This is a genomic window from Halobellus sp. MBLA0158 (assembly GCF_041477585.1).
Lineage (GTDB): Archaea > Halobacteriota > Halobacteria > Halobacteriales > Haloferacaceae > Haloquadratum > Haloquadratum rubicundus.
Window position 1 is genome coordinate 551,539 of the sequence record NZ_JBGNYA010000001.1, and the last position, 18,979, is coordinate 570,517.

Consider the following 18,979-nt stretch of genomic DNA (forward strand, 5'->3'; position numbering starts at 1 on the left):
GGCGCGTCCGCCGGCCCTGTCGGTCAGCCCGCCTGCTCGGGCGTCCCGATCAGCTCCTCGTCGCTCTCGTCGGTGGCGAGCTGTCGGACCGTGAGCACCGGCACCGGACACGTCCGGACCACGCGCTCGGCGACCGATCCGATGAGGAATCGGTTCTCGCCGTGTCGGCCGCGGGTCCCCATCGCGACGACGTCGGCGTCGACCTCGCGGGCGTACTCGTCGATCACGGAGGGCGGGTGGCCCTCCTCGATCGCGCCGGTCACCTCGCGATCGGTCGACTCGCGGACCTCCGCGATCGCTTCCGTGCCCCGGTCTTCGAGCGCCTCGGCCATCTCGTCGCGGAGCCGCTCCGGCGACGAGGCCACGTCGCCCTCGTCGATGACATAGAGGCAGTGGACCGCCGCGTCGAAGCGGTCGGCGAGGTCCAGCGCCACGTCGACGGCCCGCCTGACGCTCTCGGAGCCGTCGGTCGCGATGACGATGGTCTCGAACATACCCCCGGATTCGCCGGGGTCCGGGATAAATCCCCGCGGGCCGCGGCGGTCGGGAGCGGGCGCGCCGATAGTATGTGGATTTTTGCCGCCGGGCGTCACAGAGGGGAGTATGACTGACCGCCGGCCGCTGTCCGTCGACCTCGTGCTCGTCCCGGTGGACGCGAGCGACGAGTCGACGGAGGCGGTAACGTACGCGACCGCGATCGCCGACGAGTACGACGCGGGCGTCCACGTCGTCCACGTGCTCGGCGAGGACGTCGTCAAGGCCATCGAGGAGGGACGCGTCGACGACGAGGCGGTCGCCGCCGACGGCGAGGCGATAATGGAGTCCGCCGAGTCGATCGCCGCCGAGCAGGGCGTCGAGCTCTCGACTTCGGTCGCCTACGGCTTCTCGACGAAGATGAAGCTCCGTCATCCGGGAAGCGTCGTCCTCGACACCGCAGAGGAGCTGTCGGCGGACTTCCTCGTCGTCCCGCGCGAGCCGCTGTCGGGCGATCCCGGCGAGGTGCTCGCGAAGGCCGCCGAGTACGTGCTCCTGTATGCGAGCCAGCCCGTGCTGTCGGTCTGAGCGGTCGATTCTGCCTTCCCGTCATCCCCCCTCGTCGCGCCCGTCGGCCAGTCGGATCGCCATCTCCAGCTCGAAGCTCTCGGAGTCGCTGACCTCGAAGCCGATCTTCTTGTAGAGGCCGACCGCGGGGCTGTTCCACCGCTCGACGGTGAGCCACACCTTCTCGACGCCCTGTTCGGCCCCGTAGCCCAGCAGGGTCTTCATCAGGCGCGTGCCGATCCCCGCCTCCTGGTACTTCTGGAGGACGAAGATCGCGAGCTCGTAGGCGTCCTGGTCGGGCACGAGCGTCGCGTGGCCCGCGGCGTCGTCGCCGTCCCACGCGATGACGTTGAGGCAGTCGCCGCTCAGGATGTTGTCGAGCCACTCGCGGATGCGTCGCTCCTGGCTCGGCGGGATGCCCTGGGCGCGGTCCGCCGGGTCGAACGCCACGTACATCGACGCGAGCGCCTCGTACTCCGCGTCGCTTCCGTCGTACGCGCGGATCTCGATGTCGCGGCCCTCGCGGTCCTCGAAGGTCAGGGGCGGTCCCTCGAACGGCCCGGCCACCACGTCGGGGAACAGACGGTCTCGGGTCATCGGACGAGCGTCACGCTGACGTGGGAGTTCAGGAGGACGAACTCGGCCGTACTGCCCAGTTGGATCTTCCCCATCGGACTGGTCGTGCCGCCGCCGATGACGATCCGGTCGAAGCCCTCCGATTCGGCGATGTCGACCAGTTCGCTCCCGGCGTCGGCGTCCAGGTACCTGATCTCCGCGGTGAGGCCCCGCTCGTCGAGGGCCTGCTGTACGTCGGCTTCGATGTCGTCGACCGACCGCTCGCCGTCGTCGTCGATGATCGCAACCGTCAGATCGTCGCCCGCCTCGACCGCGCGCTCGGCAGTCCGCTCTAGCGCCTGGAGGGAGTCGTCGCCGGCGCCGAGTCCCAGCAGAATTCTCATACGCCGGATGTCGACGGCGGAGTAGAAAAATCGTCGGGTACGAACTACGGCGAGGCGTCGGACTCTATGGGGCTCGCTTCCCGTTCGATCTCGTGGACCGTCAGATCGTCGTCGAAGGTGAGCGTGATCGAATCGCCCTCGTACGCGTAGGTGACGGTCACGCGCCAGGGATCCTCCGAACGGATCCGTGGGCGCTGGACCTCGATCGGGACTTTCAGCATCAGGTGCTCTCGGAGGTCGATGCCCCGTCGGTGACAGAACGACACCACCGCCGGGTGTAGATAGCCGGCGTACTCGACGCCCGTCGTGAGAAACCAGTGACAGACGGTACAGTTGAAGCGGATCACCGGCTCCGACTCGGTGGCGTCGTCGACGTCCGAGCCTCGGTACGGGTAGTCGAATCCGGTGTCCACCGATCCCCCGCAGTACAGACAGTACCCCTGAGTCAGCGCGAAGTTCTCCGACCACATCTGCTTCCGCATCCCCTCCCGGAGCGACTCCGGCCGCTCGGGATCGAACGCGCTCGGTCGGAGGGGCGAGCCCTCGATCACGACGTCGCAGTGTTCGCACTCGCCGTACACGCGGTGGTCCTCGTACCGGATCGACAGCGGCTTCCCGCACTCCTCGTGGTCGAGGTCCAACTCGAACGGGCCGACCGCCGGGCTCCCGCTGAGAACGCCCGATCGGACGAACTGGTAGATCCGGAGGCCCCGGAGTGTCAGCCGGTAGCCCTCCTCGGTCCGCTCGACGTACCCCTGTTCGCGGAGCTTGTCGAGGTGATAGGTGGTCTGTCCGCTGTCGGACAGGCCGATCTGCTCCATCAGTTCGGAGAACCGTCGGGTGCCGTACCGCCCGTCTCGGACGACCGCCCCGAGGCTCGCGATGATCCGGAGCCGGGTCTCGTTGGCGACCGCCTTGAGCGCTTCGTCGTCGAGTCCGACGTGGTCCGGCGGTTGTCGGCTCACGCTCGGGCCTCGTCGCCGAGACGGAAAACGATTCTGTCAGTGGGGGTTCTCGCTCGGGAACGATCGCCGTCGCTGTCGTCTTCGTCGACGCCGTCGGGACGGGCCGCAGGCTGCGTGTACGAAAGGTGCGCGACCGTCGCCGGTGCAGAGGCACAAACACCGGACGACGCCCGGCCGAGTTACCACCCCGGCGTATTATTTCACTCGACGCGAGTTGAAAAACCCGCGGTGAAATTTTCTTCACAAACGGCGCCGACACGAATCCGACCGTGTCGTGATGCGGTTTCGCCCCGGCGACAGAACGCTTTTTGCCGTCGGCGCGACACGCGGCAGTATGGACGACGACGCCGAGGCGCCGACGCCGGACGCGCCGCGGGCCGACGAGGACGTGGACCGCCCGGCCGAGGGGAGCGACGCCGGCGGCGGCGAGACCGACCGCGACGGCGACGGCTCGTCGAGTGCGCGCGATCGCTCCAACACCGACGGGCCCTCGGACGCCGGCGACTCCTCTGAGGTCGGCGACGTCGCCGCCGGCGATGCGGCGGCCGACACCGACGCCGATGCCGACGACGCGGCCGGCACAGCCCCCGAGGACGGGACGCCGGCCGACGTGCGGAAGTACGCCCGGTTCAAGAAGGTCGACGGCGCGCAGTACGACCGCGTCAACGACTTCCTCCGGGACCGCACGTACATCACCGCCCGCGAGTGGGCGATCGCCCGCCTGTGTGCGGACTTCCGGACCGAGACCGGCGTCGAGATGACCAAGATCGGCGAGAATCTCCCCGAACTGGTCCCCTTTATGACCGACACCTACACGCCGCAGGCGGTCAATCAGGCCCGCTCGTCGTTCGAGGACAAGATCCGAAAGTCGGGCGCGACGTTCCTCTACGGCGCGATGTCGGGCTTTTTCACCGCCGAGGAGCTCGACGAGATGATGTACGAGGTCACAGAGATCGCGAAATTCTTACTCGAGGTCGAAGGCGTCGACCTCTCCGTCGAGGAGGAACTGGAGGCCGAAGAGCGGATCTCGAGCGTGATGCGGGAAGTCCGGGAAGCGAGCGCCGACCTGCGGGCCGAAGAACTCACCGAAGACGGCGACGACGCGTAATCGGGGCCGCATCCTCCGTCGGCAGTCCGTCCGGCATCGAATCGCCGATCGATCGGCGATCGATTGTCGACCGATCGTCGAGTAATTCTCCGCCGACTGACGTATCTACTCGCTGTCTCTTCGGGATCCGTTTCTGGACGTCTCCCGACTCACTCGCGTATAACCCCACGTTGTCGAATCTGACCCGATCGAATCTCTCGTCTTACAATCCCGCCGAAACGGCCGTACATATTGTATAAACACGTACCCGCAGAATGGTACAGTTTGTACGTGCAAGGCTTCCTTACGACTAACTATACAAATACAGGAAAGATCTTTTTAATCATCTTCAAGCTTCCACTGATGACGGTAATATGAGCGCAAACGACTGCAAATCGATCGAAATAACGAACAATACGAAACCTACTGGCGCGTCGGTTCGGGGGGTGTGCCAGTGAGCGTCATCGTCTACGGGCTGGCGGCGATCATCGTCCTGATGATGGTCATCGGGCTCTACGTCGCCCGGAAGGTCAAGGGCGACAGCATCAACTACATCGTCGCCGGTCGGGGGCTCATCCTTCCGTTGGCCGCCGCGACGCTTATGGCGCAATCGCTGGACTCGAACGCCACACTCGGGAACACGGACCTCGTCGCGGCCGCCGGCTTCTGGGCCGGCGCGGCGCTGCCGGTCGGCCTGGCGCTGTGTCTCACCCTCACCGGGCTCTTCTTCGCCAAGCCGATGAACCGGATGAACCTCACGACGCTCCCGGACTTCTTCCGCCGGAAGTACGGCCGGTCGTCCGAGATCGTCGCCAGCCTGATTATGTCCGTCGCGTACGCGTTCCTCCTCGCGGGGAACCTCGTCGCCGGCGGCTATCTCTTCCAGATCTTCGTCGGCACGAGCTTCGAGCTCGGCGTGTTCATCATCGCGGGGCTCGTGCTCGCGTACACCGTCGCCGGCGGGCTGTTCGCCGTGGCCTACACCGACGTGTTGCAGGCGCTCGTCGCCTTCGTCGGGTCGATGGCGCTCATCGTCTTCGTCGCGACCCAGTACGGCATCACCATCCCGAGCGGGATGGGGCCCACGAACCTCGGGCAGCTCACCGACCCGAGCCAGGGCGCCTACATCAACCTCGCGACCATCGTCGCGCTCGGCCTGGGCGACATCGTCGCCATCGACTTCATGGAGCGGGTGTTCGCGGCCGACAGCCCCGAGACCGCACAGAAGGCCTGCTTCGTCGGGGCCGCGGGCACGCTGATCATCGGCATCCCGTTCTCGATGGTGGCGCTATCGGCGAACTCCATCCTGGCGGCGCTGGGCGTCCAGTCCGGTAGCCAAGCGGTGCTGTACACGCTGCTGCAGAACGCGGTCCCGCCGTGGCTGGCGGCGCTCGTCCTCGCGGGCATCGTCGCCGCCTCCTTCTCGACGAGCGACGGGGCCATCCTCGGCACCTCGGCGGTCATCGCCCGGAACGTCGGCGACATCCGCGTGAACGAGCAACCGAGCAACGCGGTCGCGGCCGACGGCGGCACCGAGGAGGGCTTCTTCGGCACCGAGAGCGACAAACTGCTCACGGTCACCCGCCTGATGTCCGTCCCGATCACGCTGCTCGGCATCTTCTTCGCCATCCAGGTATCGGCCACCGGGATGCTGCTGGTGCTCGCGTTCGACATTATGCTGGCGGGCGCGTTCGTCCCGCTTCTGTTCGGCCTCTACTGGTCGGAGATGGCGAACACGCCCGCCGCGCTCGCCTCGATGCTCGCGGGGTCGGCGACGCGCCTGCTGCTGTTCGTGCTCGTGCCGACGACCTACGCCTACGAGAACACGCTCCTGTACATCCCCAACGACATCTTCACCTCGGCCTTCGACGGCCTGCCGACGTTCATCGCCGCGGGCGTGAGCCTCGTCGTCTTCGTCGCCGTCGCCTACGCGACGCGCAACACCCACGACGCGCGCACGCTCTCGATCCACGAGCAGGGGCAGGGCCAGTACGCCGACGACTGACGCAAATATTTCCACGTTCGTATTCATTTTGCGACCGTCAGAAAATATTCGAACATATCAAAGAGCATTTATCGCTACTCCGTAAATCATAGGCCGAAATAAATGCGAACATCTGGGTCTCGATCTCGGACATACCGCGAGCGCCGTCGGGAGGATCCGCCGTGAGCTCGGACGACCTCAGGATGAAGCGGAAGATCCAGAAACTGGGATCTTCCACGCTCGCGGTGACGCTCCCGGCGGAGTGGGCGCGCGAGCAGGGCCTCGAAAAGGGCGACGAACTCGTCGTCCAGCGCGACGAGAGCAGCGGGTCGCTGCTTGTGGTCCCGGACACGCCCGCCGAGACGGAGGCGACGGCGACGATCGACGTCGCGTCGCTCGACCCGGAGTCCGTCCGACGGGCCATCCTCGCGCAGTACGTCCTCGGCCGGCAGCTCATCGAGGTCGAGAGCGACGGGCCGATCGGGCCGCCGATCTTCGAGGCCATCACCGAGACCGAGCGCCGGCTGATGGGCCTGGGCGTCGTCGAGGAGGGGATCGACACGGTCGCGATCCGCTGTTCGGTCGACCCCGGCGACTTCGAGCTCCCGACGCTGATGGACCGGCTGTGGCGCACGGAGGCGACGATGCGGTCGGAGGCCGTCGAGGCGCTCCTCTCGTCGGACACCGACCTCGCAGAGCGAGCCATCGGCCGCCAGCGCCAGGTCGAGAAGCTGTTCTACCTCTTTCTCCGCCTGGTGTTCACGACCTACCGCAACCCCCGCCTCAACGAGTCGGTCGGCCTGGAGACCGGCTTCCCCCTGATCGGCTACCGGTCCGTCGCCCAGGACGTCGTGCTGATGGCGGGCGCGGCCCGCGACCTGGCCGACGACGTCATCGATGCCGGCGGCGTCGCCCTCGACGCGGAGACCCAGGAGCTGCTGACGGAGGTCGCGACCGCGCTCGAAGACGCCGCGACCGCGACCCGCCAGGCGGTCACGAACCCGACGACGACCGCGACGAGCGAGGGCCGCGAGGCGCTCGCGACGTTCGCGTCACACGCCGACCGAGCCCAGGAACACCTCGAATCGGCCCGGCCCGAACCCCTGCTCGCGCTCCAGCGAATCCTGCTCGCGCTCCGCCGGAGCGCCGACCACGCCGAAGACAGCCTCGACGTGGCGACGCACTTCGCCTTCCACTCGACCGGCGCCGTCGAGACGAACGGCGTCTGAGCGCCGGTAGGCGGCCGTCCCTCGGTTCTCTTCTCCATCCCCCAGCACCGTCGCCTTCCACTTGTGACGCGGGCCTTCCCTTACCTTCGACACCTCCTCGCGAATATAAGGTCTCAAAGGTCACATCGAGAGTACATACCCGCACAAGCCTGTGTGAGGTGCTTGGATATATTCCAAGAAACGCTTTTCTAAGTAAACGAACCACGCTTATTTGTCGTGAATTAGCCGACGTACGTTCGGCTATTTCGGCGACTACGACCGATCCACTACAATGACAGAGGACAGATCCGGCCGCGACATCTACGGCGAAGCGTACGAGGAAGCGAACGAACCCATCTTCAGCGGCATCCCGACGTTCCTGAAGCTCCCCCAGGTCGACCGCGACAGCCTGGCGGACGAGGACGTCGACATCGGCATCCTGGGCGCGCCGCTGGACACGGCCACGACGATCCGGCCGGGCACCCGCTACGGCCCCCGCGCGGTCCGCGCGGCGTCGACGGTGCCCTCGCCGCCGTACCAGCACTTCAACATCGAGACCGGCGTCGACCCCTTCGACACCTTCAGCGTCGCCGACACCGGCGACGCGGCGGTCTCGCCCGGCGACACGCGCCAGAGCCAGCTCAACATCGAGGACGCCGTCTACGAGATCTCCGAACAGGCGACGCCGATCGTCATCGGCGGCGACCACTCCATCTCCTATCCCGACATCAAGGGCTGGGCGGAGGCCAACGGCTACGACGACATCGGCCTGATCCACTTCGACTGCCACGCCGACACCGGCGACGAGGGCCTCACCGGCTTCGAGTACGACCACGGCGCCTGGGTCAAGCGCGTCTACGACGACGACCTGATGGCCGGCGAGAACTACACGCTCATCGGCCCGCGCGGCTTCTGGCCCGGCCCCGACACCTACGAGGAGATGCGCGAGGCCGGAATGAAGTGGTACACCGCGATGGAGGTCGGCAATATGGACCTCGACGACATCGTCGCCGACGCCGTCGAGCGCGCGACCGACGGCACAGACGCCGTCTGGGTCTCCTTCGACGTCGACGTGATGGAGCCCGCCTACGCGCCCGGCACCGGCGAGCCCGAACCGGGCGGCCTCATCCCGCGCGAGGCGATCTATATGGTCCGCGAGGTCGTCAAGGCGCTCGATCCCGACGACTTCGGCTTCGACGTCGTCGAGGTCTCGCCCGCCTACGACGCCAGCGACACCAACTCCTACAACGGCGGCATCACGAGCGGCTTCGCCAACCGCCTCATCATCGAGGTGATGGGAAGTATGGCCCTCGCGGAGAAGGGCCTCGACGAGGGCTCGCCGATCAAGCCGAAGGAGCCTCTCGGACCGAGCGGGAGCGCCGCGACGCCCGCCGACGACGACTGACCGCCGACTGCGGCAGCGACTCGCCGCTCCGGAACCCACCGACCCGTTTCGCGCCGCTCAGAGCTCCACCGTCTCGCCGACCGCCGGCGCCGACGCCCGGTATCCCTCCCCGTTCAGTTCCTCGGCGAAGGCCTCACAGCGATCGCCGTGATTGACGAAGACCGGCACGTCGCGGTACTCGGAGAGCAGTTCCAAGAGGCCCTCGCGGTCGGCGTGCGCGGAGAAGTCGTACCACTCCACCTGGGCGCTGATCGGCATCACCCGCCCGTCGATCTCGGCGCGGCCCCGCTCTAGGAGGTCGCGTCCGGGCGTCCCCTCGACCTGGTAGCCCGTCAGCGCGATCTTGTTCGTCGGGTTCGCCCTGATCGCCGGGACGTAGGTCATCGCCGGCCCGCCCGAGAGCATCCCGCTCGTGGTCACGATCACGGTGTTCTGGTCGGCGATGCGCTTCCGCTGGCCGTCGCGTCCGTCGACGAACCGGGCGTTCGACTTCGCGCGCCGGAGCGCGTCGGCGTCCCGGACGAACTCGGGGTGTCGCCGCAGCATCTCGGTCACGCCCTTGCCCATCCCGTCGACGTAGCAGTCGATGTCGTTGGCCTCGCAGACGAGCAGTATCTCCTGGGTCCGGCCGATGGCGAACGCCGGGACGACGACGGTGCCGCCCTCCCAGACGGTCGTCCGGAGGCTCTCTGCGAACCGCCGTTCGATCGCTGCGCGGGCCTCGTGTTCGACGTCCGAGTACGTGCTCTCACAGATCACGGCGTCCGCCTCGGGGCGGGCGGTCGACGCCGACACGAGCCGCTGGTCGTCGGTGTGGAAGTCGGCGGTGTACAGCAGGCGCGCGTCGCCGTCGTCGACGAGCACGTGGGCGCTCCCGGGGATGTGGCCCGCGTCGAACAGCGTCACCTCGTGGCCCGCGGCCTCGAAGGACTCCCCGTAGCCGTGGGTCTCCGAGACCTGCGTGACGCGCCGGAGCTCCTCCTCGGTGAACGGGCAGTCGTAGGTCCCGCCGTGGAGCCTGAGCGTGTCGCGGGCGAGCGTCAGCGCGAGCTCCCGGGTGGGCGGCGTCCAGTGGATCGGCGGTCGGCGGTCGCCGGACAACAGCGAGGGGATCGCGCCGACGTGATCGAGGTGGCCGTGGGAGGCGACGACCGCCTCCGGCTCGGGCGTCTCGACGGGGAACTGCGGCGGATTCCCGGTCAGGGTTCCGTAGTCCAAGAGCAGCGAGTCGTTCACGAGGATGGCGCTCCGGCCCACCTCGCGGGCGCCGCCGAGAAACCGAACGTCCATCGCGTCCCGCTACCGACTCCGTCCGCTTGGGTCCGTCGCTTTCGCGTCAGTTCTATTCCTCGTTCGGCACCGCCCGGACCTCGAACTCGCGGTAGCCGCCGTAGGCGGTGTCGAGCGCGCCCAGCCACCAGTTCCAGCGGTCGGCCACGCTGGAGTCCTCGGGCGCGTCGTCGAGGTTGCGGACGATGGCCTCGATCGTGAGCGGTTCGCCCCGGTCCTCGGCGACGACGCCCGCGTCCGCGAGGTCGCGGGCCTGTCTGGCGACGACGCGGTACTCCGCGTCGGTGCCGTCGAAGGCGTCTTCGAGCGCTTCCGCCAGTTCGTCGGCCTCGAAGCGGGCCATCTCCAGCGTCGGGGTCTCGGAGTCGCCGTTTTCGGTCATAGCTCGGCCTACGTGATCGACAGAAAAGAATCCGCCGACGCGCGTCCCGATCAGGTCCACCACTCGCTCCGGCGCTCGTCGTAGTCGGCGTCCCGGAACGGCGGCGGCTTGTCCGCGTCCTCCTCGGCGCCGAAGCCGTACGCCAGCCAGTAGCCCGTGTGCCACGCCACGGCGTCGGTGTCGAGGTCGACGAGCGAGACCCGGAGCTGCGAGTAGGTCTCGATCGCGCCGTCGCCGTCGGGGTCCCAGCCTCGGGTCTCCCCGCAGGACGCCGCGCCCGACCCGCACGGCGAGGTCCCGGCCGATCGGACGACGATCTCGGCGTCGCTGGCGTTGTCGACGCGCGTGAAGGTGATGTTGGTCGGCATTCCCGGCGCGTCGTCCTCGTAGTACTCCAGCGCGTGGCGGACCTGCTCGCGGGCGCCCGCGGGGTCGGACGCGTTCGCGACGTCGACGTAAACGGTGAAGTCGGCGTCGTCCCACGGGAAGGCGCGCTCTGTCGCGTTCGGCCGTTCCTCGGTGTAGAGCACCGACCGACTGGCCATGATCTCCTGCGGCGCGTCGTCGTGCCGGAGCCCGAGGGTGTGACCGAGTTCGTGCTCGATGATCCGCACCGTGGAGTCGTCCGAGAAGCCGGTGCGGACGTAGACGGTCTCGGGCCGCGTGATCTGCCGGCGGTCCTCGATCAGCGGCGCACAGCCGGCGGCGTCGTCGGCGCCCTCACAGACCGGGACCGTGTCGACGAATTCGACGATCAGGTCCGGGTTCGACGCGTCCGGCCGGACCGCGTAGTCGACGGGGAATCCGGCGAAGCGCTCGGCGCTGGCCTCCCAGTAGGCGGTTGCCTCCTCGACCAGCGGCGTCCACTCCCGGCCGGTGCCCGCGGTGTCGCGGACCGAGACCACGATCGGCTCGTCGCCCCACGGACTCCGCCGGTCGGCGACGGCCGTCGGCGTCGCGGTCGGCGTCCCCGAGGGCGTCGTCGCCGTCGGCTCGGCGGTCCTCGCGGTCGATCCGGTCGTCGTCGGGGACGCTCCGACGGTCGTCGTCGTTGCGGGCTCGCTCTCTGGCTCCGTCGCCGGCAACTCCGCGACCGGGCTCGCACAGCCCGCGAGCACGACGAGGAGCGCGAGGCCCGCCGCGACCGCGACCCCGGACGACCGGTTCGGCATACGCTCGGAGAGGGCCGTCGCGGCAAAGAAGGTTCGGTACCGACCGACGGAAGCGGGGTGGGGTGCCGAAACCGACGCCCCTATCGCCGGCGCCGCCGCTCTCGGGCGTGAGCGGCTGAGAGGAGTAAGCCCCCTTCTGTTCGGCTCGGCATTCGGCTGAGCGTCAGCGCCCTGTCCGGACTACCTTGTCGGCGCTGACTTGCACCGGTGAGGATTCGCCGTTCCATCCGTTCTCGGCCGTCTGCGGCCTCGCGGCCGCGGGCCCTCCGCGGGTCAGCTCCCCTTCCTTGCGGTCGGGTTCGCGCGTTCGCGTCTCCGCGAACGCCGCCGACGGCGAGGCCGTCGACGCGCGTCATCGGTCGGGCCGAGGGGTCTCGTTTCTGTTCCAGAGCCAGCCGTCTCCGACTCCGGGCTTGCGCCCGGTCACCCGTCCGGACGGTGGGGGGACTTTCCTCATCGGTCCGGTCGGACCGACGGGGGCCGAGCTCTCTCTGCCGATCGGATCTTGGGCGGAGATCCGGATAAGCCGTTCGGTCCCCCGGTTTCGTCGGTCGAACGCGTCGGCGGCGGGACGCGAGAAAATGAACTCGGTCGTCAGTAAGTCCGGGCATCGATCCAAACCCCGCCGAACCGACGCTCACAGCCGTATACGTCCGAGATAGAAGGGAAGCGTTCAAGTCGGGCGAGCGCCTCCACAACTGTATGTCCGAGGCGCAGACCGTTCGTCTCTCCTACGACGACGGGGCGAGGGCGGTCGAGCTAGCGCGTGAATCGGTCGAATCGTACGTTCTCCACGGACAGCGCGAACAGCCGGGCAGTATGCGGGACGCCTTCTACGCCCGCACCGGCGCGTTCGTCCGCATCCGGTCCACGCGCGGCCGCGGTCGCCTCCGGGGATGTGCCGGCGCGTACCGCGGCAACGACCAACTGGGCCACGCGATCGTCGACGCCGCGATCCAGGCCGCCTCCGGCGACTCCTGCGGCTCGGAGATCGAACAGCCCGAACTGTCGAACCTCACCATCTCCGTCTGCGTCGTCTGCGACTACACCCAGACCGACCGACCGCTCGACGACGTCGACCTGGGGACACACGGCGTCGTCGTAGACAAGGACGGCAACCACGGCTGGCTCTATCCGACGATCCCGATCGAGAACGGCTGGAACGAAGAACAGTTCCTCACCCACGCCTGCCGGAAGGCGGGCCTCTCCCCGCTCGCCTGGCAGGACGACGACACCACGGTCACGCTTTTCGACGGTCAGGTCTTCCGCGAGCGCGCCGACGGCGGCAGCGTCGAAGAACTGTAAGCGACGGCGCCGACGCCAGCGACGCTGACTCTGACGGCCGACACGCGACCCTCGACAGCCGAGTAGAGACGACCGTCCGCCGGATCGCGGCGTCGATACGACTACCACCGGGCCCCCGTCCGCCGGATCGCGGCGTCGATACGACTACCACCGGGCCCCCGGCCGCCGCTACAGGTGCGACGTGTCGCCGGAGAAGTCGAGCCGCCACTCGCCCGCCTCCGTCCCCTCCTCACCGCCGACCTGTTCGACCCGCGTGAGCCCGCACAGCGGCGCGTCGACGCCGTCCGTCGAGCCGACGAGCCCGTCGACCACGCCGCCGATGGTGAGGCCGTGGCCGACCACGAGGACGGTCCCCGGCTCGTCGGCGACGATCCGACGGACCGTCTCCCCGACCCGCGCCGTCGCCGCCGCGCCCGTCTCCGGGAACGTCGGCCGGACGTACGGCTCGCGGTCGGCCCGGATCGTGTCGAACCGCGCGGTCAGTTCGTCGACGGGGAGCGTCTCCGGCTCGGCGTCGAACCACTCCGGGTTCCGGTGTTCGCCGAGTCCCGGTTCGAGCCGTCCCTCCCGTCTGATCTCCCGGCAGATCTCGTCTGCGGTCTCGACCGTCCGCAGAAACGGCGAGGCGTAGACGGCGTCGAACGGCGGCCCCGACTCCGCGAGCCGGCGGCCGACGCGCCAGGCCGCCCAGCGCCCCAGTTCCGTCAGCGGCGGGTCGTGGAGCCGCTCGGCGTGCGCTTCCCAGTCGGGGTCGACGGTGTCCTGCCGTTCGCCGTGCCTGACCGCCCAGACGACGTCCGCCATACGCGCACTACGCGGTCGCGACGCATAGCTTCCGCGCCGGGGCGGATCGCTGTCAGCGGCGGGGCGGTGGGTCGACGGATCGGCGTTCGAGACGGGAATGGGCCGCTACTCCGCGCCGTACGCACACAGGTCCGCGTCCCGCGCCGCCCGCTCGGCCGCCGCGTCGATGTCGAACGCGACGTCCTCGACGACCTCGCCGTCGCGGAGCAGCGGCTGGAGGAGCACCTCGCCGTCGTCGGGGCCGTCGCGGTCGCGCAGGCCGACGTGGTGGCCGCCGTCGGCCGTCCGGTAGACCTCCTTCGCGCCGGTGAGCTTGCCGCGTTTGGCCGCCGGCTCGCCGTCGACCTCGACGATGTCGAGCGCGAAGTCGACGGGGTCGGCGTTGGAGACGTAGCCGCCGACGCCGAAGCCGTCGGCGACGTCCCGGAGCTCGCGGAGTTCCTCGGGCCCCAGTCCGCCCGAAACGAAGACCCCGACGTCCTCGTGGCCGTGGGCGTCGAGCGTCCAGCGGACCTCCTTGATGATGTGCTGGAAGTCCCCGCGGCGCGAGCCGGTGGTGTCGAGGCGGACGCTGTCGAGGCGGTCGCCGAGGGCTTCGGCGGCCCGCAGCGCCTCGTCGGTCTCGTCGGAGTAGGTGTCACACAGCGCGACCCGCGGCACGTCCTCGCCGACGGCCTCGTCGAAAGCCGTCCAGGCCTCCTCCTGGTTCCCCCGGCCGAAACAGATCACGAGCGCGTGCGGCATCGTCCCGCCGGCCTCCTTCCCCAGCACGTCCCCCGCGGCGACGTGCGAGAAGCCGTCGAGGCCCGCGACCAGCGCGCTCCGCTCGATCATCGCCGCCACGGAGGGGTGGACGTGGCGCGCGCCGAACGAGAGCACGAGCGAGTCGGGCGCGGCCCGCCGGACGTCGAGCGCGGCGGTCGCGACCCCCGAGGCGTGCGAGAGGAAGCCCAGGATCGACGTCTCCAGCCGCGCGAACTCCAGGTAGTCGCCCTCGATCCGCATCACCGGCCCGCCGTCGAAGAGCCGCCCCGACGGGATCGCGTCGACGTCGACGTCCCGCCCTTCGAGCAGCGCCGCGACGTCCTTCACGCCCGCCAGGAGCTCGTAGTCGCCGTCGGGGAACTGATCGGCGGTGATCTCCGCGACGACGCGGGGGTTCCGCCCGGCGTGCCGGAGCGTCGTCTCCGTCCGGTCGAAGTACGCGTCGGTCGCCCTGCCCTCCCGGATCGCGTCGGGCCCGACGATGTCGAAGTCCATACGCGGGGTTCGACCGGCGCGCTGAAAAATTCACTCGTTCGTCCGCCGAATCCGAAGGGGATTCCTCTTCAACGACGCGGACGCTCGGCCGCCGCTGCTACGACGACTGAGACGACTGGGGCCGGATGTCGTCGAGGTCCGACACCGTCGGGCCGTTGACGATCGTCACGCGCGTGCCCGACCGCGTCACGCGGAAGGCGTCCGCGTAACTGCCCTCGGGGACGACGTACGTGTTCTCGGCGCGCTGTTCGGCGTCGTGGGCGTCGAGGATGGCCTGGTACGCCCGCCGGAACTCTCTGGCGTCCTGCGCTGTGTCCCACTCGGTCACCCAGACGTAGCCGAACTCCTCGCCGTCGCCGACTTCCTTCTGGTAGGGGAACAGCCGGTCGTTGGCCCACCCCGCCGACGGCTCGGCGTCGTAGTTGTAGGTGTCGTAGGGGCCGTCGGCGTTCCCGAGCGTCCGCGTGTCGATCGTCTCGGCGTCGGCGGTCCGGGCCTGGTACCAGAACATCACGTACATCGACGCCTCGCCGACGGTGTCGGAGCCGTCTTCGCCCTGCTCGGGGAACGTCTCCCAGCCGTTCCGCGCGCGGTCGCGGTAGGTGATCGGCGTCGGCGTCTCCGAAGTGCGGTGGATGATCTGCTCGGAGGAGACCGGCGGCTCGCGGAAGCGCTCCTCGACGGCGCCCCAGCCCTCGGTGCTGACGAGGTCGTGGACGTAGACCGGGCCGTCGGAGTAGGGCTGGAAGATCGTCAGGAAGATGCCGAGGTTCGACGGGCCGGCGCCTCCGCCGCCCCCGCTGCCGCCGCTGGGGGCGGGCGTCGGGACGCACTCCCACGCGCCGCCGCACCGCTCGACGTACCGCTGTTCGATGTAGCTCGCGTCGCCCTCGACGAGCCCGTCGGTCGCGAGCTGGGCGTCCTGGGTCTCGCCCCCGTACTTCGACTTGGTGAGGTCGTAGTGCTGGTCCTGGAGCGCGTGGACGAGCTCGTGGATCAGGGTCGTGTTGCTGATCGTCGGCGACTCGGGCGTTCCGGTGATCACCTTGATCTCGTCGTCCGTGGGCGAGTAGAAGCCGGCGACGGCCGCGCTCCGGGTGCTGCTGATCGCCGATCCGCTCCCCTGGGACTCGCCGACGACGAACAGCGCCTCCCAGATCTGGTCGTTCCACTGGCTGTACTCGCTCGGCCCCGCAGACGAGTCGCCGCCGGACGAGCGGTTGCGGTACTCCGCCCTGGAGATGACAGACACCGGGACGCGTTGCTCGAACTCGCGCCCGCGGAGGTACTCGACGCGGGCCATCGCCCGGCCGACGTACGCCCGGAGTTCGTCGTCCGAGAGCCCGTCGGACTGGTCGACGTCGATCGACTCGTTGTGCCAGTAGCCGTCCTCCCAGCCGAGCGGGTCGCCGGCCGGGTCGTCGAAGTCGTCGTTCGGGACGCCGACCTCACCGCCGGGGCCGCCCGCCGGATCGGACTCCATCGCCGGCGCGGCGCAGCCGGCGAGCACGAGCAACAGGGCGACCGCCGGAACGACGAGACCGCGTCTCCGCCTCATTGGCGGGGAATGGGTCCACGCGGGGAAGTGCCTTTCTGCCGGGCGTCGCCGGCGTCCGTCGACCGCTGTGGGAGAACGCATTTGCCGCTGTGTCGGCGACGTTCGAACACCGATGCCTACGTTCGACGCCGAACGCACGGCCCTGGTCGTCGTGGATATGCAGAACGGCTTCTGCCACCCCGAGGGGAGCCTCTACGCGCCCGGGAGCGAGGCGGTCGTCGACGACGTCGCCGCGCTCGTCGCGGACGCCCGCGACGCGGGCGCGCAGGTCGTCTACACGCGCGACGTCCACCCGCCCGAGCAGTTCGCGGACGCGCACTACTACGACGAGTTCGAGCAGTGGGGCGAACACGTCCTCGAAGGGTCGTGGGACGCCGAGCTCGTCGACGACCTCGACGTGCGCGAGTCCGACCACGTCGTCGAGAAGCACACCTACGACGCCTTCCACCAGACCGAACTCGACGGGTGGCTCTCGGCCCGCGGGATCGACGACCTCGTGTTCTGCGGGACGCTCGCGAACGTCTGCGTGCTCCACACCGCCGGGAGCGCGGGCCTCCGGGACTACCGGCCAGTCCTCGTCGAGGACGCGATCGGCGCGATCGAAGCCGACCACCGCGAGTACGCACTCGACCACGCCGACTGGCTGTTCGGCGAGGTCACAGCGCGCGAGGAAGTCACATTCGAGGAGTAGCGCGGCGCCGCCGTCTCACCCCAGTCGGATCGGATCGTCGCTGTCGCGGATCGACACGCGGACCCGCTCGCCGACCGCGAACGTCCGGTCCGGACAGACGAGCTTCGCGCCGAACTCCGGGTCGATCCCGGCGAACAGCGACAGCCCGGTGATGCGCTCGCCGTTCGCGAGGACGTCGACGTCGCGCCAGGCGACCGTGCGGCCCACGCAGTCACCGACCGAGTGACCGAGGAACGACACCGCACCGTCGGCGCCTCTGCTCTCACCATCGCCGAGTGGGCCGCTTCCGAGCGCCCCGCCGCCGGCGTAGTGGGCGAAGCCGCCGTCGAGGGCGACTTCCTCCTTTCCGGCTCCCGCGTTCGCAACCCCGCCGATCCCGACGAACCGCTCGCCCGGCGCGGGATGGGCCGGCGCGTCGAGGAGGGCGTACGTCTCGCCGACTTCGGTCACCCGGCCGGTGCCATCCCACGACAGCGGCTCGACGTCGGCGGCGACGTCGATCGGCAGCGACCCGCCGGCGCGGTGGAGGTTCTGGTCACTCCGCCGGAATCCGAGGTGGACGTGGTTTCCGACCCACGGCGCGAAGAAGCCCGAGCGGATCATCGGCCCGAGCGAGTCGCCGACGGCGACGCGGTCGCCGGCCTCGACCGTCGGGCGGACGTGGAGGATCCGGGCCACCAGCCCGTCCGCGGATCGGTCGTCGCCTCCGGTTCCGAAACCGAGCCCGCTCTCCTCGCTGTCGACCGCGACGAGGATCAGGAACTCCTCGTCGGCGGCGTAGGACTTCGGCGGCGCGCGGACGGTCCGCGTCTCGACGACCTCGCCCGCGACCGGCGAGCGGGCGTCGTTTCCCTCAGGATAGAGGTCGATCGCACACCCCGAGTCGTGCGCCGGGTACGGCGAATTGTACAGCGAGAAGCGGCGATAGCGACGGAGCGTCGACGCCGGGAGTGACACGGACGCGTCGCTCGCCGATGCGTCCTCGCCCCCACCGCCATCTCGGCGCGCACTTCTCGTCACCGGGACTCACCGACCATACCGGACCGGCGGACCGAGAGCGCTTAGGCTCGTCGGCACGTGGTCCGAACGTGATCGAACGCGTCCGACCCGACGCCGATCGAGTCCGCGTCGTCCGCGGCTGCGCGCCCACGCTCGACGCCGATCGGTCGGTCCTCGACGATGTGGTCGCCCGCGCCGCCGACAGCGACGCGCCGGCGCTGCGGGTCTGGACGCCGCACCGACAGCTCGCGTTCGGCCGTCGGGACGCGCGCTCGGACGGCTACGAACGCGCTCGCGAGGTTGCCGAACGCCGCGGCTACCCGCCGATCGAGCGGTCGGTCGGCGGCCGGGCCGTCGCCTACACCGGGACGACGGTCGCCTTCGCGGCCGTGATTCCCGCCGAGGATCCCCGGCAGGGACTCGAAGACCGCTACGAGGCCGCGACGGCGGCGGTCGTGCGCTCCCTGCGGACGATCGGCGTGCCCGCGCGGCGCGGCGAGCCCGAGGCGTCGTTCTGCCCGGGCGACTACTCCGTGCAGGGCCACGGGAAGATCGCCGGCCTCGCACAGCGGATCGGTCGCGACGCGGCGCGCGTCTCCGGCGTCGTCGTCGCCGATAGCCACGCGGAGATCGCCGCCGTTCTCGCAGAGGTGTACGACGCGCTCGACGTCCCGTTCGATCCCGACTCGGTGGGGAGCGTGGCGCGAAGCGGCGGCCCGGCCGCCTCTGGGACCGTCATCGACGCGCTCGTCGACGCGTTCTGCGGCTCGCTCGCGCGCGAATCAGTCGACGTCGACTCGGTACGGGACGGTTCGACCAGTCGCGACCTCGACGAGCCGAACCGCCGGGCTTAGGTCGCCTGCGGCTGA

At 69.4% G+C, this 18,979-nt stretch carries 19 protein-coding genes and 1 other RNA gene; 8 read left to right on the top strand and 12 right to left on the bottom strand.

All coding sequences use genetic code 11. The features are described from left to right. Positions 1-23 precede the first annotated feature (23 nt). Complete coding sequence (locus OS889_RS02790; RefSeq protein WP_372387074.1) at positions 24-494, bottom strand: universal stress protein; 471 nt, start codon at positions 492-494, stop codon at positions 24-26. A 109-nt stretch (positions 495-603) separates the two neighbouring features. Here OS889_RS02790 and OS889_RS02795 point away from each other — a divergent pair, with 109 nt between their 5' ends. Then, a complete protein-coding gene (locus OS889_RS02795) occupies positions 604-1,062 on the top strand; it encodes a universal stress protein (RefSeq protein WP_372387076.1) in 459 nt (152 codons plus the stop codon). Between the two features lie 21 nt (positions 1,063-1,083). Here the strand turns inward: OS889_RS02795 and OS889_RS02800 are convergent, their stop codons facing one another. From OS889_RS02800 to OS889_RS02810, 3 genes are read right to left on the bottom strand one after another with little or no spacing between them, the layout of a single operon-like run. Next, positions 1,084-1,638, bottom strand: a complete 555-nt coding sequence (locus OS889_RS02800) for a GNAT family N-acetyltransferase (RefSeq protein ID WP_372387077.1) — start codon at positions 1,636-1,638, stop codon at positions 1,084-1,086. After that, on the bottom strand, positions 1,635-2,000 hold the full coding sequence (locus OS889_RS02805) for a universal stress protein (protein WP_372387079.1): 366 nt from the start codon (positions 1,998-2,000) through the stop codon (positions 1,635-1,637). Before OS889_RS02805 ends, OS889_RS02800 begins: the two co-directional genes overlap by 4 nt. A 44-nt stretch (positions 2,001-2,044) precedes the next feature. Next, positions 2,045-2,965, bottom strand: a complete 921-nt coding sequence (locus OS889_RS02810; RefSeq protein ID WP_372387081.1) for a winged helix-turn-helix domain-containing protein — start codon at positions 2,963-2,965, stop codon at positions 2,045-2,047. 334 nt (positions 2,966-3,299) lie between these two features. Here OS889_RS02810 and OS889_RS02815 point away from each other — a divergent pair, with 334 nt between their 5' ends. The 4 genes from OS889_RS02815 (at position 3,300) to OS889_RS02830 (ending at position 8,649) form a co-directional block, all read left to right on the top strand. Further along, positions 3,300-4,073, top strand: a complete 774-nt coding sequence (locus tag OS889_RS02815; RefSeq protein ID WP_372387083.1) for a DUF5806 family protein — start codon at positions 3,300-3,302, stop codon at positions 4,071-4,073. Between the two features lie 433 nt (positions 4,074-4,506). After that, complete coding sequence (locus tag OS889_RS02820; protein ID WP_372387085.1) at positions 4,507-6,057, top strand: high affinity choline transporter 1; 1,551 nt, start codon at positions 4,507-4,509, stop codon at positions 6,055-6,057. 161 nt (positions 6,058-6,218) lie between these two features. Then, complete coding sequence (locus OS889_RS02825) at positions 6,219-7,265, top strand: AbrB/MazE/SpoVT family DNA-binding domain-containing protein (RefSeq protein WP_372387087.1); 1,047 nt, start codon at positions 6,219-6,221, stop codon at positions 7,263-7,265. 271 nt (positions 7,266-7,536) lie between these two features. Continuing rightward, positions 7,537-8,649: an agmatinase family protein gene (locus OS889_RS02830; RefSeq protein WP_372387089.1), complete on the top strand. Its 1,113-nt coding sequence runs from the start codon at positions 7,537-7,539 to the stop codon at positions 8,647-8,649. A gap of 57 nt (positions 8,650-8,706) precedes the next feature. Here the strand turns inward: OS889_RS02830 and OS889_RS02835 are convergent, their stop codons facing one another. The 4 genes from OS889_RS02835 to rnpB form a co-directional block, all read right to left on the bottom strand. After that, positions 8,707-9,939: an MBL fold metallo-hydrolase gene (locus OS889_RS02835; protein WP_372387091.1), complete on the bottom strand. Its 1,233-nt coding sequence runs from the start codon at positions 9,937-9,939 to the stop codon at positions 8,707-8,709. Between the two features lie 52 nt (positions 9,940-9,991). Continuing rightward, on the bottom strand, positions 9,992-10,321 hold the full coding sequence (locus tag OS889_RS02840; protein ID WP_504923071.1) for a WNWW family protein: 330 nt from the start codon (positions 10,319-10,321) through the stop codon (positions 9,992-9,994). A 50-nt stretch (positions 10,322-10,371) separates the two neighbouring features. Next, on the bottom strand, positions 10,372-11,493 hold the full coding sequence (locus OS889_RS02845; protein WP_372387092.1) for a matrixin: 1,122 nt from the start codon (positions 11,491-11,493) through the stop codon (positions 10,372-10,374). A gap of 113 nt (positions 11,494-11,606) precedes the next feature. Continuing rightward, positions 11,607-11,989: RNase P RNA component (rnpB, locus tag OS889_RS02850), an RNA gene on the bottom strand. 206 nt (positions 11,990-12,195) lie between these two features. Between rnpB and OS889_RS02855 the strand changes: the two genes are divergently transcribed. Further along, complete coding sequence (locus tag OS889_RS02855) at positions 12,196-12,798, top strand: TIGR00296 family protein (RefSeq protein WP_372387094.1); 603 nt, start codon at positions 12,196-12,198, stop codon at positions 12,796-12,798. A gap of 168 nt (positions 12,799-12,966) precedes the next feature. On the opposite strand, the gene OS889_RS02860 is transcribed toward OS889_RS02855, so the two are convergent. The 3 genes from OS889_RS02860 to OS889_RS02870 form a co-directional block, all read right to left on the bottom strand. After that, positions 12,967-13,602, bottom strand: a complete 636-nt coding sequence (locus tag OS889_RS02860) for a histidine phosphatase family protein (protein WP_372387096.1) — start codon at positions 13,600-13,602, stop codon at positions 12,967-12,969. Between the two features lie 105 nt (positions 13,603-13,707). Beyond that, on the bottom strand, positions 13,708-14,862 hold the full coding sequence (locus OS889_RS02865; protein ID WP_372387098.1) for a nicotinate phosphoribosyltransferase: 1,155 nt from the start codon (positions 14,860-14,862) through the stop codon (positions 13,708-13,710). Between the two features lie 97 nt (positions 14,863-14,959). Beyond that, complete coding sequence (locus tag OS889_RS02870; RefSeq protein WP_372387100.1) at positions 14,960-16,420, bottom strand: Hvo_1808 family surface protein; 1,461 nt, start codon at positions 16,418-16,420, stop codon at positions 14,960-14,962. 112 nt (positions 16,421-16,532) lie between these two features. Here OS889_RS02870 and OS889_RS02875 point away from each other — a divergent pair, with 112 nt between their 5' ends. Then, the gene (locus OS889_RS02875) at positions 16,533-17,111 is read left to right on the top strand and encodes a cysteine hydrolase family protein (protein WP_372387101.1); all 579 of its coding nucleotides are present in this window, start codon (positions 16,533-16,535) and stop codon (positions 17,109-17,111) included. 15 nt (positions 17,112-17,126) lie between these two features. Here OS889_RS02875 and OS889_RS02880 read toward each other — a convergent pair whose 3' ends face one another. Further along, entirely contained in the window at positions 17,127-18,068 is a 942-nt protein-coding gene (locus OS889_RS02880) for a DUF8155 domain-containing protein (RefSeq protein WP_372387103.1), read from the bottom strand. 131 nt (positions 18,069-18,199) lie between these two features. Here OS889_RS02880 and OS889_RS02885 point away from each other — a divergent pair, with 131 nt between their 5' ends. Beyond that, on the top strand, positions 18,200-18,964 hold the full coding sequence (locus OS889_RS02885) for a lipoate--protein ligase family protein (protein ID WP_372387105.1): 765 nt from the start codon (positions 18,200-18,202) through the stop codon (positions 18,962-18,964). Positions 18,965-18,979: the final 15 nt, after the last annotated feature.